Origin of the sequence: Streptococcus oralis subsp. oralis (genome assembly GCF_002096455.1) — a bacterium.
In the GTDB taxonomy this organism is placed as follows: Bacteria; Bacillota; Bacilli; order Lactobacillales; family Streptococcaceae; genus Streptococcus; species Streptococcus oralis_CY.
Genome location: NZ_NCUL01000008.1, coordinates 140,569 through 163,850, shown reverse-complemented (window position 1 = coordinate 163,850; position 23,282 = coordinate 140,569). Strand labels below are relative to the sequence as shown.

The following is a 23,282-nucleotide window of genomic DNA, read 5'->3' as shown; positions in this document are numbered from 1 at the left end:
GATAATTGTCAAACACTTTTTTCTTTATCTCCTAACTTCCTACCATCTAAAAATCAAATAATAGATATAAAATAAGAGCGACGGAGCATAGGGAATAACATTATAGAAACTATGACAAACAATGGTAAATCGAAGACTACCTGTAACTCGATAAGCGACTGCAAATAGAAGACCGAGAATACTATAAATGATGAGACTGATGGGGTCACGATGGGATAGAACCAAGTGACTGAGCCCAAAGATGAAAGAAGACAAGATCACATCCAAATAAAACTCCGACTTCGGAAAGAAGGTATTCATAAAATAACCTCTATAGATTGTCTCCTCAACAACAGGTACAATCGAAATGTTAAAGATTAAAAATACAAGACTTGATAGAGTCGTTTCTCTCCCGTTTAAGTAAAGATCTGAAAGAAGGTCTTGGAAAATAAAGCTATGGTCAATCAATCGAATATTCTGCATTCGAAATTCATTTAGAAAAGAATAGATAAGAAAGCAAGCCACTAAGAAAACGAGATAAGACCAGCGCCAACCCTTTTTCTCGAAGATAAAGAGCATCTTCTTCTTTTTCAACCACAAAACGAATAAAAAGAAAATAAGCAACACTTCTCCAACTAGGAAGATTATATAGCTGTCCATTCCTAAACCAAAGGTTCTAGCTAGAGTTATAGCCCCTAATGGCGTTAAATAAATGTACAGGAACATTAAAATCATACAGATTCCTAAATGTATTGTCTTTTTCATTCTTTCTCTCCTAATGGTAAACTCTCTATTAGGGGAATATAGAGGATATACTATTGATTTGTTTTTCTTATTTATCTAGAGTATTCATGTTTATCCATGCTCTATTATCAAAATAGCTAGAACAAATTGTTCTAGCTTTTAAATTTTCTTAGTATTTTCTAAAGCGTTGGTAACGTTCTTCGATAAGTTGGTCGAGTGGTAGTTCTTGCAACCTATCTAGTTCTGCACGCAATTCATTTTTAACGCAACCTAGCAGTTCTTTACTTGACAGCCCTGCTTCTGAGATGACCTTATCTACGATTCCCATTTCTAGAAGTTCATGTGAAGTGATTTTCATCAATTCCGCTGCTTCCATAGCACGACTTCCATCCTTCCAAAGGATAGAGGCAAATCCTTCCGGGCTAAGTACTGCGTAGATTGAGTTTTCTAACATCCAAACACGGTTAGCTACTGCTAGAGCTAGGGCTCCACCAGATCCACCTTCACCGATAATAATCGCGATGATTGGAACCTTGAGGTCACTCATTTCCATCAGGTTTCGGGCAATTGCTTCACCTTGTCCACGTTCCTCGGCACCAACACCTGGGTAAGCACCCGCCGTATTGATAAAGGTCACAACTGGACGGCCAAACTTTTCTGCCTGTTTCATCAGGCGCAAGGCCTTACGATAGCCTTCTGGATGAGGTTGACCAAAATTGCGTTTGAGGTTGTCATGAAGACTTTTTCCCTTTTGGATACCAACGACAGTTACTGCTTGGTCACCTAACCAGCCAATTCCACCGATAACCGCACCATCATCACGGAAAGAGCGATCTCCATGCAATTCGATAAACTCGTCAAAGATTCCATTAGCAAAATCAAGTGCGGTCAAGCGACTCTGCTCGCGTGCCTCTCTGACTATTTTTGCAATATTCATCCGCGACTTCCTCCATGCAATCTCACTAATTTAGCAATTGTTTCAGGCAATTCTCTCCGTTTAACAATTGCATCAACAAATCCATGTTCAAGCAGAAATTCTGCCTTTTGGAAGTCATCCGGCAAGGTCTCACGAACTGTATTTTCGATAACACGACGCCCAGCAAAACCAACCAAACTCTGTGGCTCCGCTAGGATAATATCACCTTCCATAGCAAAAGAAGCTGTCACCCCACCTGTTGTCGGATCGGTTAAAATAGTTAGATAAAAAAGTCCTGCCTTGGAATGGCGTTGAACTGCCGCAGAAATCTTAGCCATTTGCATCAAACTCATGATTCCTTCTTGCATACGGGCTCCACCAGAAGCTGTGAAGAGAACGACTGGCAAGTTTTCTACCGTTGCATACTCAAACAAGCGCGTGATTTTTTCACCCACAACGGTTCCCATAGAAGCCATGATAAAGTTTGAATCCATGATCCCAAGGGCAACTTTTTGCTCCTTGATGCTAGCTGTACCAGTCAGGACAGCTTCATCCAAACCTGTCTTTTCACGCATACTAGCTAGTTTTTTCTGGTAGCCAGGAAAGTTTAATGGATCTTGAGTTTCAATACCTGTAAACATCTCCACAAAGCTGTCAGAATCAATCGTCAAATCCAAGCGTTCCTGAGCTGAAATACGGAAAGTATAGCTACAATGGGGACAAATTCGTTCGCTCCCAAGATCCTTTTGGTAAATGGTGTGTTTACAACCAGGACACTGGGAGAAGAGTTCATCCGGAACCTCAGGCTTGGCTTGTGGTTTCTGCCTTACGGAACGGTTAGGATTGATCCGAATATACTTATCCTTTTTACTAAATAGAGCCATAACTCCCCCTTTTAGTTCTCATACTGTTTGAAAGTCTATTCTTTTTCTTGGTATTTTGGCAAGAAAGTTTCCATCAAGAAGGAAGTATCGTAGTCACCAGCGATAACTCGGCGGTCTGAAATCAGATCCAACTGGAAGTCTGCATTGGTTTGCACTCCTTCAATATCAAGTTCATAAAGTGCCCGTTGCATCTTCATAAGAGCATCAAAACGATTCTCCCCATGAACAATGATTTTAGCAATCATACTATCATAGTAAGGGGGAATGGTATAACCTGGATAAACTGCTGAGTCCACGCGCAAGCCAACTCCACCACTTGGTAGATAGAGATTGGTAATTTTCCCTGGGCTTGGAGCAAAGTTAAATGCTGGATTTTCTGCATTGATCCGGCACTCGATAGCATGACCTCGTAGGACAATATCTTCTTGTTTGAAAGGTAAAGGCTGACCGGCAGCAATGCGAATCTGTTCCTTCACGATATCAACACCTGAAACAAACTCTGTGACTGGGTGTTCCACTTGCACACGAGTATTCATTTCCATGAAGTAGAAATTGCCACTCGCTTCATCGAGAAGAAATTCAATCGTCCCTGCATTTTCATAGCCAACAGACTCTGCTGCACGAACGGCTGCAGCACCAATTTCATGACGAAGGGTTTTGCCAATCGCAATGGACGGACTTTCTTCTAAGACCTTTTGGTTATTCCGTTGGAGTGAACAGTCCCGTTCACCAAGATGGACAACATGACCCTCTTGGTCCGCAAGGATCTGAACCTCAATATGGCGAGCTGGATAGATCACACGCTCAAGATACATAGCGCCATTTCCAAAATTGGCCTTGGCTTCACTGGATGCTGTTTCAAAGGCTGCGACCAAGTCTTCTGCCTTTTCAACCTTACGAATCCCTTTTCCACCACCACCTGCCGATGCCTTAAGCATGACTGGATAGCCAATTTTTTCTGCAACTGCAAGCGCCTCTTCAGCCGTGTGAACTTCACCATCAGATCCTGGGATAACTGGAACCCCAGCCTTGATCATTTGCTCACGCGCATTGATCTTATCTCCCATGGTATCCATTACAGCACCAGAAGGCCCGATAAACTTAATCCCCACTTCATCACACATCGTGGCAAACTTGGAGTTTTCACTAAGAAAACCAAAACCTGGGTGGATGGCTTCTGCTTCAGTCAAGACTGCAGCAGATAAAATAGCGTTGATATTGAGATAAGATTCTGTCGCCTTACCAGGTCCGATACAGATAGCTTCATCCGCTAGGAGTGTGTGAAGAGCTTCCTTATCAGCAGTTGAATAAACTGCCACGGTCGTAATGCCCAATTCACGCGCAGCTCGAATAATGCGAACCGCAATCTCACCACGGTTGGCAATCAAAATTTTACGAAACATGGAGAACCTCCTTAGTTTCCAATTGCAAAGGTAAGAGTACCACTCGCTGCAAGCTTACCATCTACTTCAGCCTTTGCTTCAACCACAGCAATTGTACCACGACGTTTAACAAAAGTAGCCGTCATAACTAATTGGTCACCTGGTACAACTTGCTTCTTGAACTTAACCTTGTCCATGCCAGCATAGAAGACCAGTTTCCCTTTATTTTCAGGCTTAGACAATTCCAAGACACCAGCAGTCTGAGCCAAGGCCTCCATGATAAGAACACCTGGCATGACTGGGTATTGAGGAAAATGACCATTGAAGAAAGGTTCGTTGATGGTCACATTTTTAATGGCAACAATGGTATCTTCGCTCACTTCCAAGACACGATCCACTAGAAGCATGGGGTAGCGATGGGGTAGAGCTTCTTTGATTCCTTGAATATCGATCATTTGATACGTACCAATCCTTTACCGAACTCAACCATTTCTTCATTTGAAACGAGAATTTCTGTCACCACACCATCTTTAGGTGCAGGGATTTCATTCATGACTTTCATGGCTTCGATAATCACCAAAGTCTGACCTTTTTTAACACTGTCTCCAACTGTGACAAAGGCAGGTTTATCTGGTCCAGCAGCCAAGTAAGCCACCCCTACAAGTGGACTTTCAACGACATCACCCTCTGGAGCAACCGTCGTTTCAGCTGGTGCTGGAGCTTCTTCCACTGCACTCTCTACTGGAGTTGAAGGGGCCGAAACTACTGGACTTGCAACTACTGCAGCTGGCGCTGGAGCAACTTGAGCTGGTGCTTCAGAAGCCATTCTTGCTTCATTCTTACTAAACTGCAATTCATCCGTTCCGTTTTTATAAGAAAATTCTCTCAAACTTGATTGGTCGAATTGAGCCATCAAGTCCTTGATCTCATTTAAATTCATAATTATTTATTCTCCCAACGTTTGAAAGCAAGAACCGCATTGTGTCCACCAAAACCAAAAGTGTTTGAAATAGCATAAGGGATTTCTTGCTCCAAGCCTTGTCCATAAACGACATTCGCTTCGATATAATCCGACAACTCACTTGTTCCAGCTGTCATTGGTACATAGTTATGACGCATGGCTTCGATGGTAGCGATGGCTTCTACTGCTCCTGCAGCACCAAGCAAGTGTCCTGTAAAGGACTTGGTTGAAGATACAGGTACTTCTTTACCAAGAACAGCGACGATCGCACCACTTTCTCCTTTTTCATTAGCAGGAGTTGAAGTTCCGTGGGCATTGACGTAAGCCACTTGCTCTGGAGAAATTTCTGCTTCTTCCAAAGCCAATTTCATAGCCTTGATTGCACCTTGACCTTCTGGATGAGGTGAAGTCATATGGTAAGCATCACAGGTATTTCCATAACCAACTACTTCTGCCAAGATGGTCGCCCCACGCTTTTCAGCGTGTTCAAGACTCTCAAGAACCAGCATTCCTGAACCTTCTCCCATCACAAATCCGTTACGATCTTTGTCAAATGGAATAGAAGCACGAGTTGGATCTTCTGTAGTTGATAGAGCTGTCAAAGCTTGGAAACCAGCGATGGCAAATGGAGTGATTGATGATTCTGATCCACCAACTAACATAACATCTTGGAAACCAAACTTGATAGAGCGAAAGGCATCCCCAATGGCATCATTTGATGAGGCACAGGCTGTATTGATTGATTTACAGATACCGTTTGCTCCGAAACGCATGGCAACATTTCCTGAAGCCATATTTGGCAAGGCTTTTGGAAGTGTCATTGGTTTAACACGTTTTGGACCTTTTTCATGAAGACGGATAACCTGATCTTCGATTTCTTTAATTCCCCCAATACCAGAAGCCACGATAACACCAAAGCGATCTTTATCGATTGCTTCTACATCAAGATTTGCATTCGTCACCGCTTCTTGAGCCGCATACAAGGCATACAAAGAATAGTTGTCAAAACGGTTGGTATCTTTTTTGACAAAGTATTTATCAAATGGGAAATCTTGAACTTCTGCCGCATTGTGCACAGCAAATTCGCTGTGGTCAAACTTAGTGATTTCTCCAATTCCAATCTTCCCAGTTTGCAAACTGTTCCAAAATTCTTCTGGAGTATTTCCGATAGGAGAGGTCAATCCGTAACCTGTTACTACAACTCGATTTAGTTTCATCTGTCTTACCTATATCTTTCTTTTTTTACATGCTAAGTCCGCCATCAACAGCGAGAACTTGTCCAGTCAAATAATCTTGTTGGGCTAAGAAGACCGTGGCATCCGCGATATGATCCGCCTGACCAAACTGTTTCATAGGGATTTGCGCTAGTGTCGCTTCCTTGACCTTATCAGACAAAACAGCTGTCATATCTGACTCGATCATTCCTGGTGCAAGAGCATTTACGCGCACATTACGATTGGCAACTTCACGTGCTACTGACTTGGTAAACCCAATCAAACCCGCTTTAGAAGCCGCATAGTTGGCTTGTCCGATATTTCCCATCAAACCGACCACACTCGACATATTGATAATCGCACCTTCACGTGCCTTGATCATCTGTTTCAAGACTGCTTGAGTCATGTTAAAGGCACCTGTCAAGTTGATCTTAATCACTTTTTCAAAGTCTTCCTCGGTCATCTTAAGCATGAGGGTATCCTGAGTAATCCCAGCATTGTTGACCAAGACATCGACAGAACCGAGTTCTGTAATCGCTTGATCTACCATACGCTTGGCATCTGCAAAGTCTGAAACATCACCTGAAATCGGTACTACTTTGACGCCGTAGTTTGAAAACTCAGCCAGCAATTCTTCTGAGATTGCTCCTCGACTATTCAAAACTACATTAGCGCCTAGTTGGGCAAATTTGTGAGCAATGGCAAGTCCGATACCACGACTTGAACCTGTTACAAAGACATTTTTGTTTGTAAGTTGCATTCTATTTCTCCTGTTTCCTGTTGTATTTTGTGGGAGAAGGGATCATTAGTTTCCTAACAAAGCATCCAAGCTTGCTTGGTCTTCAACGTTAGCTAGCTGAGCTGTTTTATCGATTTTTTTGACAAAGCCTGATAGGACCTTACCCGGACCAATTTCAATAAAGTTGGTTACCCCAGCATCCTGCATCACAGCAATACTTTCATAAAAACGAACAGGTTCTTTGACCTGACGCGTCAAAAGCTCTTGGATTCGACCTTTTTCCATAACAGCAGCTTCCGTATTGCCGACTAGTGGGCAAGTAAAATCAGAGAAACTCACTCCTTCAAGAACTCCAGCTAGTTGCTGACTAGCTGGCTCAAGAAGGGCTGTATGAAAAGGACCAGATACATTTAAAGGAATCAATCGTTTTGCTCCTGCTTCCTGCAAGAGTTCAACTGCGCGGTCAACTGCAGTCACCTCACCACCGATAACGATTTGGCTTGGGGTGTTGTAGTTAGCTGGAGTCACTACTCCAACTTTAGAGGCTGTTTCACAAGCTTCCTCAATCACTTCAACTGGAGTATTAAGAACGGCTACCATCTTTCCAGAGCCTGCAGGTGCAGCCTCTTCCATATAAGCACCGCGCTTAGCAACCAAGGCAACTGCGTCCTCAAAGTCCAAAGCACCACTTGCTACAAGAGCAGAATATTCTCCGAGGGACAATCCTGCTACCATATCTGGCTGATAGCCCTTTTCTTTCAATAGTCGGTAAATAGCAACCGAAGTCGCTAAAATAGCTGGTTGCGTATAGCGAGTCTGGTTTAACTTGGTTTCTTCCTTATCAATCAAGTCACGAAGGTCATAACCCAAAACCTGACTGGCTTGGTCAATTGTTTCCTTGACGATAGGGTAGCGATCATAGAGATCACGCCCCATTCCTAGATACTGAGCACCTTGACCTGCAAATAGAAAGGCTGTTTTAGTCATTTCTTACAACTCCTGCCCAACGAGAGGCTTCTTCTTGAATTTTTTTGGCTGCGCCATAGTATAGATCTTTTAGAATTTCTTCGACAGTTTCCTCTTTAGAAACCAAACCAGCGATCTGACCTGCCATGACAGATCCACCTTCTACATCTCCATGAACAACGGCTTTAGCAAGAGCACCAGCTCCCATTTGTTCAAAGATTTCTAAATCTGGATTTTCTTGTTTAAAGGCATCTTTTTCAGCCTGCTCAAAGTCACGTGTCAACTGATTTTTAATGGCACGAACAGCATGACCAAAGTGTTGAGCGGAAATAGTCGTATCGATATCACGCGCTTTTAAGATTTTTTCCTTGTATTTTGGATGGGCATTAGATTCCTTAGCTACTACGAAACGCGTACCAACTTGAACAGCCTCAGCACCAAGCATAAAGCCTGCAGCAACACCTTCACCGTCCGCAATTCCTCCAGCTGCGATAACCGGGATTGAAACAGCTGCAGCAACTTGGCGAACCAAGGTCATCGTTGTTAATTTACCAATATGCCCACCGGCTTCCATTCCTTCTGCAATAACTGCATCTGCACCAATTTTTTCCATGCGTTTTGCCAAAGCAACACTTGGAACAACAGGAATAACTGTAATTCCTGCATCATGGAATCGAGTCATGTATTTACTTGGATTTCCGGCACCAGTTGTAACCACCTTGACCCCTTCTTCAATCACGAGATCAACGATGTCTTCTACAAAAGGTGACAAGAGCATGATGTTGACACCAAAAGGTTTGTCCGTAAGTGATTTGATTTTATCGATATTAGCCTTTACGACCTCTTTAGGTGCATTCCCACCACCGATGATCCCTAGACCACCAGCTTTTGATACTGCACCAGCCAAGTCACCATCAGCAACCCAGGCCATTCCTCCTTGAAAAATAGGATAATCAATGTTCAATAATTCTGTAATACGTGTTTTCATAGTGCCTCCATCATTCCTTGCTTACGTAATAGTTCGATGAGTTTATCATTTGAGTTTCAAACTATTACCTAAACAAGAGGGAGTGGGTTTCCCCTACTCCTTCTAGTAATATGTTAATTATTTTGTTTGCTCTTCAACGTAGGCAACCAAGTCACCAACTGTTTTCAAGTTATCTTCTGCTTCGATTTGGATATCGAAAGCATCTTCGATTTCAGAGATTACTTGGAACAAGTCCAATGAATCTGCATCCAAATCATCAAAAGTAGATTCAAGTGTTACTTCTGATGCGTCTTTCCCAAGTTCTTCAACGATAATTTCTTGTACTTTTTCAAATACTGCCATGATAGGACTCCTTTAAAATATAAAAAATTTATAACTATGTGTTTACCACATGATTACCTAGATTGTAAGAATGAGTGTGCCCCATGTCAAACCTCCACCGAAGCCTGATAGGAGAATCGTCTGGCTACCATCTAAACGAATCATGCCATTCTCCACACACTCTGAGAGCAAAATCGGGATACTTGCTGCACTGGTATTTCCATACTCCATCATATTGGCAGGAAGCTTGTCTCGGTCTACGCCGATCTTCTTAGCCATCTTATCCAAAATGCGGATATTTGCCTGATGAAGCAAGAGATAATCCAATTCCGATGCTGCGATTGGACCATTTTCAATGGTTTCTTTGATTGATCTAGCAACATCACGATTTGCAAAATCAAAAACTGCTCGTCCATCCATTTTCAAAAAAGCAGGAACTGCTTCTTGATCCGAGAAAGGAGAAGCCAAAGCCGTTTGACCATAGGTCAAACACTCGCTCCGAGAGCCATCTGTATAGAGACTTTCCACAAGGAAGTGCCGTGTTTCGCTCGCTTCCAAGAGAACCCCACCAGCTCCATCTCCAAAGAGAACAGCTGTCGAACGATCTGACCAATCAACTGCCTTGGATAAGGTTTCAGCCCCGATAACAATCCCTTTTTTGAACTGTCCAGAACTTAAAAACTTTTCTGCAGTTGAGAGAGCGAATACAAAGCCACTGCAAGCTGCTGTCAGATCGAAGGCGAAAGCTCTATGCGCTCCGATATTTGCCTGAACTCGAGCTGCTGTGGAAGGCATCATCGAGTCTGGGGTAATCGTCGCTACAATGATAAAATCAATCTGATCCGCTTTTAAGCTCCCTTTAGCCAACAAGCTCTTAGCTACTTCTGTCGCCAAGTCACTCGTAGACTCTGTTTTTGAGATATGTCTCTGTTTAATTCCTGTCCGACTTGAAATCCACTCATCGCTTGTGTCCATGATTTGGGCTAAGTCATGATTAGTGACCACTTGCTCTGGAACATAATGAGCAACCTGGCTTATTTTTGCAAAAGCCATTATTTCAAATCCTCCAAAAATTGATAAAGGTTCGTTAAGCCTCTGCCCATGACTTCTTTTTCCTCCGGGCTCATGCCATCGATGATTTTTTCGACCATAGCCTTGTGGAATCGTTTATGAAGGCGGTGAACCAAACGACCTTTCTTTGTCAAATGCAGATAGACCACTCGACGGTCTTGGTCAGAACGAATACGCTCAATATAACCTTTTCTCTCCAGGTTATTCAAACTCGTCGTCACTGTTCCAAGAGTTACCATCAGTTCTTTGGAAACCTTACTTGGCGTTGCCTCCGGGAACTTCCCAATCACATCGATCGTGTGCATTTCTTTGATGGAGATGTCTTTGAATCGACTACCTCGTAAGCTAACCTCCTCAATCACAAGGACGTTATTAAAAATAGATGTTAGATAATCATTTACTTGTTGGTAGTCCAAATCGTTTCCCTCCCCCTCAAAAAACTTTTACAATCAAAACATTTGATAAAAGAAGTATAACAAACTTCAAAAAATTGTGCAAGTATTTTTTCACATTCCTGTAAATTTTGGTCTTCTTCTTTCAGAATGCGCTCGAACCCCTTCTTTGAAATCTTCAGTTAGAGATAACGATTCTTGTAGTTTCAATTCTAATTCGGCATAATTCTGCCAATCCTTGAATTGACTTTCCCAAACTAACTTTTTAATCGCTGCGTATGAGTTTGCTGAACCTCTTCTTAATTTTTTCAGAACTTGTTCTCTTGTTTTTTCTAATTTGTCAACTTCACAAACACGGTATACCACGCCCCATTCTAGCGCTTTTTCAGCAGTCAAAGCTTCACCTGTCATGGCAAGTTGTGCAGCCCGTGTTACCCCGATACTACGACTCAAGAGATGAATCCCACCAGCGTCTGGCGCCAATCCAACTCCGACAAAGGCTTGAATGAATTTTGCCTTGTCAGTCGCCAAACAGAAATCAACTGCTACTGCCATATTTGCTGCAGCACCAGCGACCGCTCCATCTACCTCCATCAAAACAGGTTTAGGAATTTGCTTGATTTTAAAAGAAATTGTATTGACTAATTCTGCAATCTTATTCAAAGAAGGGATATCATCTTCGTCCACTGCTCGTTTCATCTCAACCAAGTCTCCCCCAACTGAAAAGACCTTCCCGTTAGCATTAATCAAAATGAACTGCACTGCTTGATCCTGCTCTGCTAGAGTTAAAGCTTCTAAAATTTCCTCACACATTGGGATATGGAAACCATTTGCCACTTCGGGACGATTCAAAGTAATGATAGCCAGATCATCTACGATCTGATATAAGATATGATTCATAGCTTCTCCTTTTCTTTTATAAGGCAATAAAATTGTTTTATCATCAAAGTATACCTTTTTTTAGATAAAGAGGCAAGGAAAAACTAAAGGAAAGTGTCTCAGCTGATTATTTTCCCATTCATTATGAATGTGAGAGAAATTTTACACATTTACTTTCAAACCGTTATCGCTTTTCAGAATAAGTTAGTGTTTTCTTCTATTATAATAGGAAGTTATTTTCTTCATTGAAAAATGCCCCTCTTTCTGCTATAATCGTATAAAATACTTACTTGAGGAGTCCTTATGAAGGTTGTAAAATTTGGCGGAAGCTCGCTTGCCTCTGCTGGTCAGTTAGAAAAAGTCTTAAATATCGTTAAAAGTGATAAAGAACGCCGTTTTGTAGTTGTTTCTGCACCCGGAAAACGCAATGCTGAAGATACCAAGGTAACTGATGCCTTGATTAAATACTATCGCGACTATGTGGCTGGAAATGACATCAGTGCTAGCCAAAGCTGGATCATTGACCGTTATGCCGCTATGGTTAGTGAACTTGGGTTAAAACCTGCTGTTTTAGAAAAAATCTCTAAAAGTATTCGGGCCTTGGCAACTCTTCCTATAGAGGACAATGAATTTCTCTATGATACCTTCCTAGCGGCTGGAGAAAATAACAATGCCAAATTGATTGCAGCCTACTTTAACCAAAACGGTATCGATGCACGCTATGTTCACCCAAGAGAAGCTGGGATCGTTGTCACAAGTGAACCTGGAAACGCACGTATCATTCCATCTAGTTATGATAAGATTGAAGGCTTGGCTGATAGCAACGAAGTCCTTGTCATCCCTGGTTTCTTTGGTGTGACTAAGGAAAATCAAATCTGTACTTTTTCACGTGGAGGTTCAGATATCACAGGTTCTATCATTGCAGCAGGTGTTAAGGCTGATCTCTATGAGAACTTTACAGACGTAGATGGTATCTTTGCTGCCCATCCTGGTATTATCCACCAACCACACTCCATTCCTGAATTAACCTACCGTGAAATGCGTGAGTTGGCTTACGCTGGATTTTCAGTTCTTCATGACGAAGCCCTTCTTCCTGCCTACCGAGGAAAAATTCCTCTTGTCATCAAGAATACCAACAACCCTGACCACCCAGGAACACGCATTGTTTTAGAACACAGTAGTGATAAATTCCCAGTAGTAGGGATTGCGGGTGACTCAGGATTCGTCAGCATCAACATGTCAAAATACCTCATGAACCGCGAAGTCGGGTTTGGTCGCAAGGTTCTGCAAATCCTTGAGGACCTCAACATCGGTTGGGAACACATGCCTACAGGTATCGACGATCTTTCAATCATCCTCCGCTCCCGCGAATTGACTCCTATCAAAGAAGAAGAAATTCTACGTCAACTCGTTCAAAAGGCAGAAGTGGACCATGCTGAAATCGAACATGACCTTTCCATCATTATGATTGTTGGAGAAAAGATGAAGAGCCATATCGGGGTAACTGCTACTGCAACACGTGCTTTGTCTGAGAATAAAATCAACATCCAGATGATGTCCCAAGGTTCAAGTGAAGTTTCCATCATGTTTGTTGTCAATAAAGAGCAAGAAAAAGCAGCTATCAAGGCTCTCTATCATGCCTTTTTCGGTGAAAGTAAGGAAGACTAATCATGGCCCAATCACTCAATCAAGTCATTGACCTCCAAACTACTGGGACATCTTACCTCTCTATCTCTGGAAAAGTTGGAAAATTTCTAGTTGGTGATCAAGCCTTAGAGTTTTATCCTGATGTCAATGTCGAACAATATATCCAAATCCCTTGGTCCAGCATTCAACAAATCGGAGCCAACGTAAGTGGCCGCAAAATCAGCCGTCACTTTGAAGTCTTCACTGATCAAGGAAAATTCCTCTTTGCCTCAAAAGACTCTGGGACTATCCTCAAAATCGCTCGTGAAAAATTAGGAAACGATAAGGTTGTGAAACTTCCGACTCTACTCCAGACCATTGGACAAAAACTTAAAAATCTATTTGCAAAAAAGTAGAAACTTTAGTATAATCATAGCAACGGATAAGTAGGTTATCTCCTTCTTTCAGAAAGTCTGCGGGTGCTGCGAGCAGATAGGAGGGATAGGTGAAATTCTACCGTTAGTAACAATTACATACACAATCAAGTGCACACCTGTGAAGTTGGATGGAACCGTGGCCCTGCCACTCCAACGCTTTGTCAGGTGTGCTTTTTTCATAAAGGAGTTCTTATGTTAGATATTAAACGTATTCGCACAGATTTTGATGCTGTTGCTGAAAAATTAGCTACACGTGGTGTAGATGCTGCTGTCTTAAATGAGATGAAAGATATCGATGCTAAACGTCGTGACATCTTGGTCAAGGTTGAAACTCTAAAAGCAGAACGTAACACAGTTTCTGCTGAGATTGCCCAAGCTAAGCGTAACAAGGAAAATGCCGATGACAAGATTGCTGCAATGCAAACCCTATCTGCTGAAGTCAAAGCCTTGGATGCTGAATTGGCGGACATCGATGCTAAATTGACAGAATTTACCACTACTCTTCCAAACATCCCTGCCGACAGCGTTCCTGTTGGAGCTGATGAAGATGACAATGTGGAAGTCCGTCGTTGGGGGACTCCGCGCGAGTTTGACTTCGAACCAAAAGCTCACTGGGATCTTGGTGAAGACTTGGGTATCCTTGACTGGGAACGTGGCGGTAAAGTAACAGGCGCTCGCTTCCTCTTCTATAAAGGACTCGGTGCTCGTTTGGAACGTGCTATCTACAACTTCATGTTGGATGAGCATGGCAAGGAAGGCTATACGGAAGTCATCACACCTTACATGGTTAACCATGATTCTATGTTTGGTACCGGAAATTATCCAAAATTTAAGGATGATACTTTTGAATTGAAAGACACTAATTATGTCCTCATTCCTACAGCTGAAGTGCCTCTGACAAACTACTACCGTGATGAAATCCTTGACGGTAAAGACCTACCAATCTACTTTACCGCTATGAGTCCATCATTCCGTTCTGAGGCTGGTTCTGCTGGTCGTGATACACGTGGTTTGATTCGTCTGCACCAATTCCACAAGGTTGAAATGGTCAAATTTGCCAAACCAGAAGAATCATACGAAGAATTGGAAAAAATGACAGCAAACGCTGAAAACATCCTTCAAAAACTCAACCTTCCATACCGTGTCGTTGCCCTCTCTACTGGGGATATGGGCTTCTCAGCTGCCAAGACTTATGACTTGGAAGTTTGGATTCCAGCACAAAATACCTATCGTGAAATCTCAAGCTGTTCAAATACAGAAGATTTTCAAGCCCGTCGTGCCCAAATCCGTTACCGTGATGAAGCCGATGGCAAGGTGAAACTCCTTCACACCTTGAACGGTTCTGGACTTGCAGTTGGACGTACGGTTGCTGCTATTCTTGAGAACTATCAAAATGAAGATGGTTCTGTAACTATTCCAGAAGCACTTCGTCCATACATGGGTGGCGCTGAAGTTATCAAACCATAAAAATAAGGCCTAGCTATTTCTAGCTAGACCTTTTTTCGTAACCAAATCAGATAAGCACCCAAGACAAAGAATAAAATAGTGAGGCAAATAACGGTTTCAGCCAATACCAGATAATCCAGAAATGGAAGTTTCAAAATTCCCTGAGCCATCTTGAGCGAAGTAGCTGTGATAATGGTTGGGAAGGTTAGGGCTGAGAAGGCTGGTTGAAATCCTTGTTTTAAAATATTGGGTAGGCGAGTTAACACAAAGAAAAAGAAGGATTGAGATACCAAAATCATGACAATCAAGAGCCAAGTCGGTAGGCTTGCTCCTCCAACTCGAACTAGAGAAGCCAAGAGTAGGGAAAAGGGAGCACAGTAGATTCCTTCCTGTCCAAGCAAGGCCACTGGGAGTGGATCTTTCTTTAAATCACTATAAATTAGCGGATAGAGATAGAAGGTCAAGACAAAACCAAAACTCAAGGTCGCATAGGCAATTTCAATGATACCGACAAGAGGATAGGTCAAGGCTGCTACTGCTATCCCCACATAGAGTACCGTCCAGCTAGGAGTCGCATTGACCCTCCGACCTGGACAGGCAAATTTAATGGTGAAAGTCCCAATCAACGCCAAATCCAAGAGAAAGGAAAACCACCAGATCCCTTGTGCTAGCAAAGGAAGAGCAGGGAATACGCGAAAGACATAGGTCGCTAAAATCATCCCAGCCATAGGAAAAGTGGCCATCCCAGACAAAAGAGGGGGCTTGGTCAATTCTTTCCTGGTTTCTTCCCAATTAAAAAGATGAAGAATCAGAAAGAAAAGCCACAAAACTAATCCAGTCAGACTCAATAAATGCGACAGAACTGGCCAAGTATCTGCAATCAGATTTCCTGCACCTGCTAAACCTAATAAACAGCCAGAGAATACTAAGGGGAGCTTTTTCATCCGAGCCTCCAATAATCATGTTATTATTAGTATAGCATAAAAGCGCTTAAAATAGCATAGAAAAATGAAGACTGGATTGCTCAGTCTTCATTTTTTGCTCAGATATGAATTATGCATAAGGTTGCAATTCTGGGTTAATAGGCGTATTGGCTAGATTGTTTGCATAGTTGCAGAGGCTGGCAAGACTAACACCGAGAACCACGTCCAAGGCATTTTGTTGCGTGTAGCCAGCTTCCAAAAATTCAGCCAAGGCTTCATCTCCTACGCGCCCTTTGGTATTGATGACCGCCAAGGTAAACTTAGCTAGAGTATCTAGTTTTGGATCTGTTTCAATCGGAGTGCGGTTGCGGAGAGCTTGGAGAAGATCATCATTCATCTGGATTTGTTTGATTGAAAAGGCAGTATGTCCAGCCACGCAGAAAGCACAACCATTGGTTACGGCTGCCGTGATTTGCACCACCTCACGCTCAACGGGTGTCAGGCTATTGCGGCGGTTGATGGCTCCGACAGTTCGGTAGGCTTCAAGCGCGGTTGGGGCATTGGCCAAGAGACCGATTAGGTTGGGAATATAGCCATTGTTATCTTTTTGTACTGTTTCAAGAACTTCTTTCACTTCTGCTGGTGCTGATTCTACTGTGTGGATGGTAAATGTTGTCATAAGAAACCTCTTTTCATTTTATTGTCATTTAGTCTATCATAGAATTTCCCCCTTGGATAATATATATTTTCAATCGCCTTGATAGGAAATGTTTATGAAATGAAAAAATCACACCAAAAGTGTGATTGGATTAGTGTTTAAAATACTTTTTAGTCTCAGCAATGACGACTGGCGACAAGACTAAGAGGGCAATCAAGTTTGGTAAAGCCATCAAGGCATTGACGATATCTGCGATAATCCAGACCATATCCAACTCAATAAATCCTCCCAACAAGACCATGACTACAAAGACTACACGATAGAGCCAGATAAAACGAACACCAAAGAGAAACTCAAAACAGCGTTCTCCGTAGTAGTTCCATCCGAGAATCGTCGTAAAGGCAAAGAGTACAAGGAAGATGGTCAAGAGGGCAGGTCCAAAGTGTGAAAAAACTGTAGAGAAGGCTGACTGAGTCAAGGCAACTCCATTCAAATCACCACTCCAAACACCAGTTACCAAGATTGTTAAACCAGTCAACGTACAGATAATAAGGGTATCAATAAAGGTTCCTGTCATGGAAATCAAGCCTTGCTCGACAGGCTCATTTGTCTTAGCCGCAGCCGCTGCAATGGGAGCAGAACCAAGACCAGATTCGTTAGAGAAGACTCCTCGCGCCACACCATTCTGGATAGCCATCCGAATGCTGGCACCTGCAAAACTGCCTACCGCAGCAGCTGGACTAAAGGCTGAAGTAAAAATCAGGGCAAGTGTGGCTGGGATTTTCTCGATATTAAAGAGAATAACTGTAAGAGTCCCTAAAATATAGACAATAGCCATAAAAGGAACAACTGCTGTCGAAACTTTTGATATGGATTTGAGGCCACCAAAGACGGCAATACCCACCAGAATGGATAAAATCAGAGCTGTGATAGCTGGATCAACTTGGGCTGTATTTTGAATGGATTCTGTAATCGAATTGACTTGGGTAAAGGTACCAATCCCTAGAAGGGCTACCAATACACCCGCTAGGGCAAAGAAGATAGCAAGTGGACGCCACTTTTCTCCCATCCCCAAAAGGATGTAATGCATGGGTCCTCCAGCTACAGCTCCATTTGCATCCTTTGTGCGATATTTGATGGCTAGCAAGCCTTCGGCATATTTGGTCGCCATCCCAAAGAAGGCCGCCATCCACATCCAAAAGAGGGCCCCTGGTCCTCCAACCTTAATGGCTGTCGCTACCCCGATGATATTTCCCGTACCAACTGTGGCTGCTAGAGCCGTACAGAGAGCAGCAAAGCTCGACACATCGCCATGCCCCTTATCCTTGGTAAAGATCAACTGAAAGGACTTAGGGAGACGAGCCACCTGCAAAAGGCCTAGTCGGATGGTCAAATAGATACCCGTTCCGACCAATAAGATCAAGAGGGGAGGCCCCCAAACGAAAGCATCAAGCGCTTTAAGCAATTCTAACATATCCTTCTCCTATCATTCAACCCCAAAAGAAAGAGCACATGCAAGATACATGTACTCTGGAATGCTTAGATAAATGCCAAAAAGCGGTCTATCCTAGCTCTGTCCTTTTACCTGAGAGTTTGAGCAGTTGCCTGCCTTGCCCCTTCGGTGCCTTTACGGTCTCTCCAGAGTTCCGTCCATTTACAGTCATGGAAAACAAACCTTTCTCCACTTCTATTAAACTTCATTCGGTGTTGGTATTTAATTTTTTATTATTTTACAAGAAAAGTTAGTCTTTGTCAATATATTATTTGAAAAAAGATGGATTTTCACTTCTTTTTCAAAAAAAGAGACGTACTCTTTTTTAACCTTTAAAGGTCACAATGGTGGCGCCACTGCCTCCAGCATTCTGTGGAGCATAGCCAAAACTCTTGACATGCTTGTTTCTTTGCAGGTATTTGGTGACGCCCTCACGGATGACTCCCGTACCGATACCGTGGATGATGTCGACTTGCGCCATGTTATTAAGCAGGGCTTGGTCGATAAAGTCGTCCAGCTCATTCATAGCCTCTTCGTACCGTTTACCTCGGAGATCCAGTCTCGCTTGCGGACCACGACCAGAAGCTCGTTTGACGACATTGACTTGTTTTTTCTTGACTGGGGCTTCTTGCTGAGCCTGAACAAGGTCAAATTCTTTCTCTTCCAAGGTCATCTTGATTAAACCGACTTGGGCTTCCCAACGGCCGTCCTTAAGCTGATTGGTCAAGGTACCACGCTGACCATAACTGAGAACAATGATATCATCCCCAACCTTTGGAGTTCGTTTTTTCTTGGCCTTTTGAAGGACCTTGTTTTTAGACAAGTCGACTTTTTCAGGAGCCAGTTTTTTCAGCTCAGCCTTGGCTTCAATGATTTCGTGGGGTTTGAGTTGAGACTTGCTATGGAGATTTTTGAGAATCTGGTCACTTTCACTTAGAGCGAGTTCCACAATCTCGGCAGCTTGTTCACGCGCCTTGTTGAGCTCAGTTTCCTTCTCGCGATTGAGTTCGTTGTAAAGTTTTTTGAGTGCTCGGTTCATCTTGAGGTTTTCTTGCTCCACCTCACGGATATTGTCCAAGCGTTTGCGACTTTCAAGCGTTTGCTCTTCTAATTGTTCAATGATGCGATTGACATCATTATCTTGATTGACCTGCTGACTGGCATCCCCGACGATGACATCTGACAGTCCTAGGCGTTTGGCAATTTCAAAGGCATTGCTTCGACCAGGAACTCCCTGCATAAAGCGATAGGTCGGACGCAGACTAGCTGTATCAAACTCCATGCTGGCATTCTGCACAAAGGCTGTCTCAATACCATAAGCCTTGAGTTCTGGATAGTGGGTCGTCGCCATGGTCTTGACCTGACGCAGACGAAGATCCTCCAGAATAGCCATAGCAAGCGCTGCTCCTTCCTGCGGATCGGTACCTGCCCCAAGCTCATCTAGTAACAAGAGCGAGTGCTGGTTGACCTTGCCAAGAATATCTACGATATTGGTCATGTGGCTGGAGAAGGTAGACAAGCTCTGCTCAATAGACTGCTCATCTCCAATATCTGCGAAGATTTCCTCGAAAACACCGACACGGCTCCCCTTATCAGCTAAGATGGGCAAGCCTGACTGGGCCATGAGTTGAGTCAAGCCCAGGGTTTTGAGCATGATGGTCTTCCCACCCGTATTGGGACCTGTAATGACAATAGCCGTTAATTCCTTACCAAAGTGTACATCGTTCGCGACAGCATTTTTGACTAAAGGATGGCGAACATGAAGGAGTTGAATCTCTTGGTTCTCTGAAAGTTGAGGAACAACTGCTTGTCTTTCTTGGATGAAACGCACCTTGGCACGAATCAAGTCTAAATGGCCGATAATCCAAGCGTCATTAGCAACCTCAGCAGCATGAGGGCGGATCCGTTCTGAGAGCTCCTGCAGGATACGAATCATCTCATAGCGTTCGTCTGCTCGCAGACTAGCGATTTCTTCGCTCAGCTTGACCACCTCACGTGGCTCGATATAAACCGTATTCCCACTAGCAGAGATGTCATGGACAACACCTGCAATCTTATTGCGATAGGTGTTCTTGACTGGTAAGACTTGACGACCATTTCTGCTAGCGATTATACCTTCCGTCAACATCTGCGCTTTTTGCTTGAGCAAGTCTTGCAAGACATCTCGAACTTGACTCTCGCTATCATGGATTTTTCGACGGATGCGTGCTAGCTCTTCACTGGCGAAATTTTCGATAAATCCTGCATCATTTAGAGCTTGAAGACTCCCTTGCAAGTGTGGAAACTCATGCAGTTTTTCAAACCATCTCGCCAACTGCTCCAAGCGTACGTTTTCAAGATTGGCATAAAAACTTTGCAACTCTCTGCTAGCAAGCAAAACTCGTTTGAGGAGCAGGAACTCCTCAATATTGAGGTCCGCCCCCATCTCCAGACGCTTGCAGACAGCTGATATCTCACGTGTCGCTAGGATGGTAAAGTGAGGTTGCTCCACAAATAGAGCTTGCATTTCCTCCATCTCTGTAAAGGCTTGTTTGATCTTATCCACCTTGGCAGTTGGGGCCAAGGCTTTTAACTCCCCTAGCCCTTGTTCTGTCAAGAGATGCGGTTCAAACAAGGCTTTGATTTTATTAAATTCTAAGGTTTCTAGTATTTTTGTATTCATATTCTTTCCTTGTATGCTGGTTTACAAGATTATAACAACTAGAGGTTTTGACCTAGTCGTCCAATCTTTAAACAAAGGGCTAGGAAAAATCCCGCCCTTTTTATCCGATTAAATTTGTCACCCAGAGTTGTTTGATAAGGTTTGTCGTAAAAGGGACACTTTGGATGATGTGTTTGGCTACTATACTTTTTTCGAGTGAATTTTGAATGACTGCCAGAGGCACTGTTGCAAGGATGGTCAGAGCCATTTGCAAGACAAATAAGGTTACCAATAGAGACAAAACGCCTGATCCGATACGCAACCATTTGACATCAAGCTTTTTAGTTGGAATCAAGTGCAGGAACAAACCGATAAAACGTCCGATAGTGTAGCAAATCCCAAAAACTAGAAGATAGGCTAGACCCGCATAAAAGACCTTGTCTAGATGAAACAGCTGGTCTGAAGGGAAGAAAAAGGTTCCCTGTCCTTCCTGAGGATTGGCATAAGGGACAAGCAAGTGGAAGTGGTCGCCCAGTGATTTATAAAACTGTCCCGCAACAAAGGCTGAAATCACTGCCACGAGGAAATAATAAACTTGCAGGACCAAACCTCTACGGTAGCCGATGTAAAAGCCCCAAGCCAGAACCAATAAGAGTAGGATTGAAATCATAGGGAGTCCTCAATCTTGCTCTGTTCTTGTTTGACAGCAATCAACTTGTGGCGGAGTTCTAACAACTCTTGCTCCTTGTCATCAAATTCAATCTCACGGTTGAGTTGTGTAGACAGACAATTAACCGCCAAAAGAAGCGCAATGGTTTCATCATCCGCCCCAGGCATTTGTTCTTTAATTGCTTGGTATTTTTCAGTCGCAACCTTGGCAATTTCCTCCATAAAGAGGTTGTCATGCTCGGTTGTTAAGGTTAATGTCTTCTTTCCGAATGTAAACTTATATCGATTTAGATTTGCCATAAAATTCACCTCACGATATTATACCAAATTTCGCTAACTTTGTCAGTTTTTACCAATTCTCCTGCTTTTGTGGTACAATAGAGACTATGGCAAGTATCACACTCACACCAAGTGAACAGGAAATTCAGAGCTTTTTAAGTCAGTATCAGAAGGCTCTCAGTCCTAGTAAAAATCCCTATATCCGCTATTTTTTGCGCTTTCCTCAGGCAACGGTTTCCATCTATACTTCTGGAAAAGTCCTCCTGCAAGGCGAAGCTGCTGAGCACTACGCCAATTTCTTTGGCTATCAGGTTCGACAAGAAAACAGTGGACAAGATTTTCCTATGATCGGTACCGATGAGGTGGGAAATGGTTCCTACTTTGGTGGACTGGCTGTCGTGGCTTCCTTCGTGACACCGGACCAGCACGACTTCTTACGAAAACTCGGTGTGGGGGATTCTAAGACTCTGACAGACCAAAAGATTCGTCAGATTGCCCCTCTCCTTAAAGAAAAGGTCCAGCACCAAGCGCTCCTCCTTTCACCGAGCAAGTACAACGAAGTTATCGGAGAGCGTTACAATGCTGTTTCTGTAAAGGTTGCCCTTCACAACCAAGCTATCTTTCTCCTTCTAAAAAAAGGAGTCCAGCCAGAAAAAATCGTGATTGACGCTTTTACAAGCGCTAAAAACTATGACAAGTACTTGGCGCAAGAAGCCAACCGTTTTCCAAACAAGATCACTTTGGAAGAAAAAGCCGAGGGCAAATACCTGGCTGTTGCGGTTAGCTCCATCATTGCGCGTGATCTCTTCCTCGAAAACTTGGAAAATCTTGGACGAGAACTAGGCTATCAACTGCCAAGTGGCGCTGGAACTGCATCTGATAAGGTTGCTAGTAAAATCCTGCAGGCCTATGGTATGAAGGGACTTCATTTCTGTGCCAAACTGCATTTTAAAAATACTGAAAAAGCCAAAAAACTTCTATAGAGGTAAACCATGAACTATTTAAAATCATTTATAAAAGAATGGGGAGTTTTCTTCCTGATTATCGCACTGGTAGGCCTTAGCCGCATCTTCCTTTGGAGTAATGTCCGTGTGGAAGGACACTCGATGGACCCTACCCTAGCTGACGGAGAGGTTCTCTTCGTTGTTAAACACCTCCCAATTGACCGCTTCGATATCGTGGTTGCGCACGAGGAAGACGGAAATAAAGACATTGTCAAAAGGGTTATCGGTATGCCTGGAGATACCATCCGCTATGAAAATGACAAACTCTTTATCAACGGTGAAGAAACGAATGAACCTTACCTAGCTGAATATCTCAACTTGTTCAAAACAGAAAAGTTGCAAAACACCTATACTGGCAAAGGATTTGAAGGCAATAAGGGAGTTTACTTTAGAGAACTTGCTCAAAAGGCACAGGCCTTTACAGTCGATGTCAATTCCAATACCAGCTTTAGCTTTACTGTCCCTCAAGGTGAGTACCTTCTCCTTGGTGACGATCGTCTAGTCTCTAGCGACAGCCGCCATGTCGGTACCTTCAAGGCCAGTGATATCAAGGGCGAAGCAAAATTCCGTTTCTGGCCACTTAACCGTATCGGAACTTTTTAAGATAAGGAAGAGGCCGAGAATGCTAAGTCTCAGTCTCTTTTTCTATTGCGAGAAGAAGGACTTTTGGT

At 43.2% G+C, this 23,282-nt stretch carries 25 protein-coding genes and 1 riboswitch; of the genes, 5 read left to right on the top strand and 20 right to left on the bottom strand.

Translation table 11 applies throughout. The features are described 5' to 3' along the window. Nucleotides 1–39: 39 nt before the first annotated feature. The 14 genes from B7720_RS05305 to B7720_RS05240 form a co-directional block, all read right to left on the bottom strand. Nucleotides 40–744: a CPBP family intramembrane glutamic endopeptidase gene (locus B7720_RS05305; RefSeq protein WP_084856888.1), complete on the bottom strand. Its 705-nt coding sequence runs from the start codon at nucleotides 742–744 to the stop codon at nucleotides 40–42. A gap of 148 nt (nucleotides 745–892) precedes the next feature. Continuing rightward, entirely contained in the window at nucleotides 893–1,660 is a 768-nt protein-coding gene (locus tag B7720_RS05300) for an acetyl-CoA carboxylase carboxyl transferase subunit alpha (protein WP_001017372.1), read from the bottom strand. Continuing rightward, nucleotides 1,657–2,523 (bottom strand): acetyl-CoA carboxylase, carboxyltransferase subunit beta, encoded by an 867-nt coding sequence (accD, locus tag B7720_RS05295; RefSeq protein WP_084856885.1) that lies wholly within the window; start codon nucleotides 2,521–2,523, stop codon nucleotides 1,657–1,659. Before accD ends, B7720_RS05300 begins: the two co-directional genes overlap by 4 nt. Before the next feature lie 35 nt (nucleotides 2,524–2,558). Continuing rightward, a complete protein-coding gene (accC, locus tag B7720_RS05290) occupies nucleotides 2,559–3,926 on the bottom strand; it encodes an acetyl-CoA carboxylase biotin carboxylase subunit (protein WP_084856883.1) in 1,368 nt (455 codons plus the stop codon). A gap of 11 nt (nucleotides 3,927–3,937) precedes the next feature. Beyond that, the gene (gene fabZ, locus B7720_RS05285) at nucleotides 3,938–4,360 is read right to left on the bottom strand and encodes a 3-hydroxyacyl-ACP dehydratase FabZ (protein ID WP_000565515.1); all 423 of its coding nucleotides are present in this window, start codon (nucleotides 4,358–4,360) and stop codon (nucleotides 3,938–3,940) included. Then, complete coding sequence (accB, locus tag B7720_RS05280; RefSeq protein ID WP_084856881.1) at nucleotides 4,357–4,845, bottom strand: acetyl-CoA carboxylase biotin carboxyl carrier protein; 489 nt, start codon at nucleotides 4,843–4,845, stop codon at nucleotides 4,357–4,359. The genes fabZ and accB overlap by 4 nt, the downstream gene beginning before the upstream one ends. A 2-nt stretch (nucleotides 4,846–4,847) precedes the next feature. Then, on the bottom strand, nucleotides 4,848–6,083 hold the full coding sequence (fabF, locus tag B7720_RS05275; RefSeq protein WP_000774052.1) for a beta-ketoacyl-ACP synthase II: 1,236 nt from the start codon (nucleotides 6,081–6,083) through the stop codon (nucleotides 4,848–4,850). A 25-nt stretch (nucleotides 6,084–6,108) separates the two neighbouring features. Beyond that, the gene (fabG, locus tag B7720_RS05270) at nucleotides 6,109–6,840 is read right to left on the bottom strand and encodes a 3-oxoacyl-[acyl-carrier-protein] reductase (RefSeq protein ID WP_084856879.1); all 732 of its coding nucleotides are present in this window, start codon (nucleotides 6,838–6,840) and stop codon (nucleotides 6,109–6,111) included. Nucleotides 6,841–6,885: 45 nt separating this feature from the next. Continuing rightward, nucleotides 6,886–7,806, bottom strand: coding sequence for an ACP S-malonyltransferase (gene fabD, locus B7720_RS05265; protein WP_084856877.1), 921 nt, complete (start codon nucleotides 7,804–7,806; stop codon nucleotides 6,886–6,888). After that, complete coding sequence (gene fabK / locus B7720_RS05260; RefSeq protein ID WP_000857452.1) at nucleotides 7,799–8,773, bottom strand: enoyl-[acyl-carrier-protein] reductase FabK; 975 nt, start codon at nucleotides 8,771–8,773, stop codon at nucleotides 7,799–7,801. Before fabK ends, fabD begins: the two co-directional genes overlap by 8 nt. 117 nt (nucleotides 8,774–8,890) lie before the next feature. Further along, nucleotides 8,891–9,115: an acyl carrier protein gene (locus B7720_RS05255; RefSeq protein ID WP_000257840.1), complete on the bottom strand. Its 225-nt coding sequence runs from the start codon at nucleotides 9,113–9,115 to the stop codon at nucleotides 8,891–8,893. Between the two features lie 57 nt (nucleotides 9,116–9,172). Next, a complete protein-coding gene (locus B7720_RS05250; protein ID WP_084856875.1) occupies nucleotides 9,173–10,147 on the bottom strand; it encodes a beta-ketoacyl-ACP synthase III in 975 nt (324 codons plus the stop codon). Beyond that, nucleotides 10,147–10,581 (bottom strand): fatty acid biosynthesis transcriptional regulator FabT, encoded by a 435-nt coding sequence (fabT, locus tag B7720_RS05245; RefSeq protein ID WP_000386335.1) that lies wholly within the window; start codon nucleotides 10,579–10,581, stop codon nucleotides 10,147–10,149. Before fabT ends, B7720_RS05250 begins: the two co-directional genes overlap by 1 nt. Before the next feature lie 90 nt (nucleotides 10,582–10,671). Then, a complete protein-coding gene (locus B7720_RS05240; protein ID WP_001015588.1) occupies nucleotides 10,672–11,457 on the bottom strand; it encodes an enoyl-CoA hydratase in 786 nt (261 codons plus the stop codon). Nucleotides 11,458–11,739: 282 nt separating this feature from the next. Between B7720_RS05240 and B7720_RS05235 the strand changes: the two genes are divergently transcribed. From B7720_RS05235 to serS, 3 genes are all read left to right on the top strand, one after another. Further along, on the top strand, nucleotides 11,740–13,104 hold the full coding sequence (locus B7720_RS05235) for an aspartate kinase (RefSeq protein ID WP_000869634.1): 1,365 nt from the start codon (nucleotides 11,740–11,742) through the stop codon (nucleotides 13,102–13,104). A 2-nt stretch (nucleotides 13,105–13,106) separates the two neighbouring features. Beyond that, nucleotides 13,107–13,478: a DUF956 family protein gene (locus B7720_RS05230; RefSeq protein ID WP_049519405.1), complete on the top strand. Its 372-nt coding sequence runs from the start codon at nucleotides 13,107–13,109 to the stop codon at nucleotides 13,476–13,478. Between the two features lie 213 nt (nucleotides 13,479–13,691). Further along, entirely contained in the window at nucleotides 13,692–14,966 is a 1,275-nt protein-coding gene (gene serS, locus B7720_RS05225; RefSeq protein WP_084856872.1) for a serine--tRNA ligase, read from the top strand. Nucleotides 14,967–14,989: 23 nt separating this feature from the next. Here serS and B7720_RS05220 read toward each other — a convergent pair whose 3' ends face one another. The 6 genes from B7720_RS05220 to zapA form a co-directional block, all read right to left on the bottom strand. After that, a complete protein-coding gene (locus B7720_RS05220; protein WP_084856870.1) occupies nucleotides 14,990–15,889 on the bottom strand; it encodes a TDT family transporter in 900 nt (299 codons plus the stop codon). Between the two features lie 109 nt (nucleotides 15,890–15,998). Next, the gene (locus B7720_RS05215) at nucleotides 15,999–16,547 is read right to left on the bottom strand and encodes a carboxymuconolactone decarboxylase family protein (protein ID WP_000206774.1); all 549 of its coding nucleotides are present in this window, start codon (nucleotides 16,545–16,547) and stop codon (nucleotides 15,999–16,001) included. 130 nt (nucleotides 16,548–16,677) lie between these two features. After that, nucleotides 16,678–18,000 carry an alanine/glycine:cation symporter family protein gene (locus B7720_RS05210; RefSeq protein WP_042902842.1) on the bottom strand — a complete coding sequence of 441 codons (1,323 nt, stop codon included), beginning with the start codon at nucleotides 17,998–18,000 and terminating at the stop codon, nucleotides 16,678–16,680. An 89-nt stretch (nucleotides 18,001–18,089) separates the two neighbouring features. Next, nucleotides 18,090–18,178, bottom strand: a riboswitch (glycine riboswitch). Between the two features lie 165 nt (nucleotides 18,179–18,343). Next, complete coding sequence (locus tag B7720_RS05205) at nucleotides 18,344–20,680, bottom strand: endonuclease MutS2 (RefSeq protein ID WP_084856868.1); 2,337 nt, start codon at nucleotides 20,678–20,680, stop codon at nucleotides 18,344–18,346. A gap of 100 nt (nucleotides 20,681–20,780) precedes the next feature. After that, a complete protein-coding gene (locus tag B7720_RS05200; RefSeq protein ID WP_049484262.1) occupies nucleotides 20,781–21,329 on the bottom strand; it encodes a CvpA family protein in 549 nt (182 codons plus the stop codon). Then, nucleotides 21,326–21,628, bottom strand: a complete 303-nt coding sequence (gene zapA / locus B7720_RS05195; protein WP_000002028.1) for a cell division protein ZapA — start codon at nucleotides 21,626–21,628, stop codon at nucleotides 21,326–21,328. The genes B7720_RS05200 and zapA overlap by 4 nt, the downstream gene beginning before the upstream one ends. Nucleotides 21,629–21,714: 86 nt before the next feature. On the opposite strand from zapA, the gene rnhC reads away from it, so the two are divergent. Together rnhC and lepB are read left to right on the top strand one after the other, a co-directional pair. Beyond that, nucleotides 21,715–22,590, top strand: coding sequence for a ribonuclease HIII (gene rnhC, locus B7720_RS05190; RefSeq protein ID WP_084856866.1), 876 nt, complete (start codon nucleotides 21,715–21,717; stop codon nucleotides 22,588–22,590). Nucleotides 22,591–22,599: 9 nt separating this feature from the next. Continuing rightward, a complete protein-coding gene (gene lepB / locus B7720_RS05185) occupies nucleotides 22,600–23,214 on the top strand; it encodes a signal peptidase I (protein WP_084856864.1) in 615 nt (204 codons plus the stop codon). Nucleotides 23,215–23,282 lie beyond the last annotated feature (68 nt).

Excerpts from the sequence above, each read along its gene's own strand:
- B7720_RS05230 (WP_049519405.1), top strand. The coding sequence starts at position 13,107 with ATGGCCCAATCACTCAATCAAGTCATTGACCTCCAAACTACTGGGACA.
- accD (WP_084856885.1), bottom strand. The coding sequence starts at position 2,523 with ATGGCTCTATTTAGTAAAAAGGATAAGTATATTCGGATCAATCCTAAC.
- fabD (WP_084856877.1), bottom strand. The coding sequence starts at position 7,806 with ATGACTAAAACAGCCTTTCTATTTGCAGGTCAAGGTGCTCAGTATCTA.
- B7720_RS05215 (WP_000206774.1), bottom strand. The coding sequence starts at position 16,547 with ATGACAACATTTACCATCCACACAGTAGAATCAGCACCAGCAGAAGTG.
- fabZ (WP_000565515.1), bottom strand. The coding sequence starts at position 4,360 with ATGATCGATATTCAAGGAATCAAAGAAGCTCTACCCCATCGCTACCCC.
- B7720_RS05250 (WP_084856875.1), bottom strand. The coding sequence starts at position 10,147 with ATGGCTTTTGCAAAAATAAGCCAGGTTGCTCATTATGTTCCAGAGCAA.
- lepB (WP_084856864.1), top strand. The coding sequence starts at position 22,600 with ATGAACTATTTAAAATCATTTATAAAAGAATGGGGAGTTTTCTTCCTG.
- fabF (WP_000774052.1), bottom strand. The coding sequence starts at position 6,083 with ATGAAACTAAATCGAGTTGTAGTAACAGGTTACGGATTGACCTCTCCT.
- zapA (WP_000002028.1), bottom strand. The coding sequence starts at position 21,628 with ATGGCAAATCTAAATCGATATAAGTTTACATTCGGAAAGAAGACATTA.
- fabK (WP_000857452.1), bottom strand. The coding sequence starts at position 8,773 with ATGAAAACACGTATTACAGAATTATTGAACATTGATTATCCTATTTTT.
- B7720_RS05205 (WP_084856868.1), bottom strand. The coding sequence starts at position 20,680 with ATGAATACAAAAATACTAGAAACCTTAGAATTTAATAAAATCAAAGCC.
- B7720_RS05235 (WP_000869634.1), top strand. The coding sequence starts at position 11,740 with ATGAAGGTTGTAAAATTTGGCGGAAGCTCGCTTGCCTCTGCTGGTCAG.
- fabG (WP_084856879.1), bottom strand. The coding sequence starts at position 6,840 with ATGCAACTTACAAACAAAAATGTCTTTGTAACAGGTTCAAGTCGTGGT.
- B7720_RS05300 (WP_001017372.1), bottom strand. The coding sequence starts at position 1,660 with ATGAATATTGCAAAAATAGTCAGAGAGGCACGCGAGCAGAGTCGCTTG.
- accB (WP_084856881.1), bottom strand. The coding sequence starts at position 4,845 with ATGAATTTAAATGAGATCAAGGACTTGATGGCTCAATTCGACCAATCA.
- B7720_RS05255 (WP_000257840.1), bottom strand. The coding sequence starts at position 9,115 with ATGGCAGTATTTGAAAAAGTACAAGAAATTATCGTTGAAGAACTTGGG.
- B7720_RS05210 (WP_042902842.1), bottom strand. The coding sequence starts at position 18,000 with ATGTTAGAATTGCTTAAAGCGCTTGATGCTTTCGTTTGGGGGCCTCCC.
- B7720_RS05240 (WP_001015588.1), bottom strand. The coding sequence starts at position 11,457 with ATGAATCATATCTTATATCAGATCGTAGATGATCTGGCTATCATTACT.
- rnhC (WP_084856866.1), top strand. The coding sequence starts at position 21,715 with ATGGCAAGTATCACACTCACACCAAGTGAACAGGAAATTCAGAGCTTT.
- accC (WP_084856883.1), bottom strand. The coding sequence starts at position 3,926 with ATGTTTCGTAAAATTTTGATTGCCAACCGTGGTGAGATTGCGGTTCGC.
- serS (WP_084856872.1), top strand. The coding sequence starts at position 13,692 with ATGTTAGATATTAAACGTATTCGCACAGATTTTGATGCTGTTGCTGAA.
- B7720_RS05305 (WP_084856888.1), bottom strand. The coding sequence starts at position 744 with ATGAAAAAGACAATACATTTAGGAATCTGTATGATTTTAATGTTCCTG.
- B7720_RS05220 (WP_084856870.1), bottom strand. The coding sequence starts at position 15,889 with ATGAAAAAGCTCCCCTTAGTATTCTCTGGCTGTTTATTAGGTTTAGCA.
- B7720_RS05200 (WP_049484262.1), bottom strand. The coding sequence starts at position 21,329 with ATGATTTCAATCCTACTCTTATTGGTTCTGGCTTGGGGCTTTTACATC.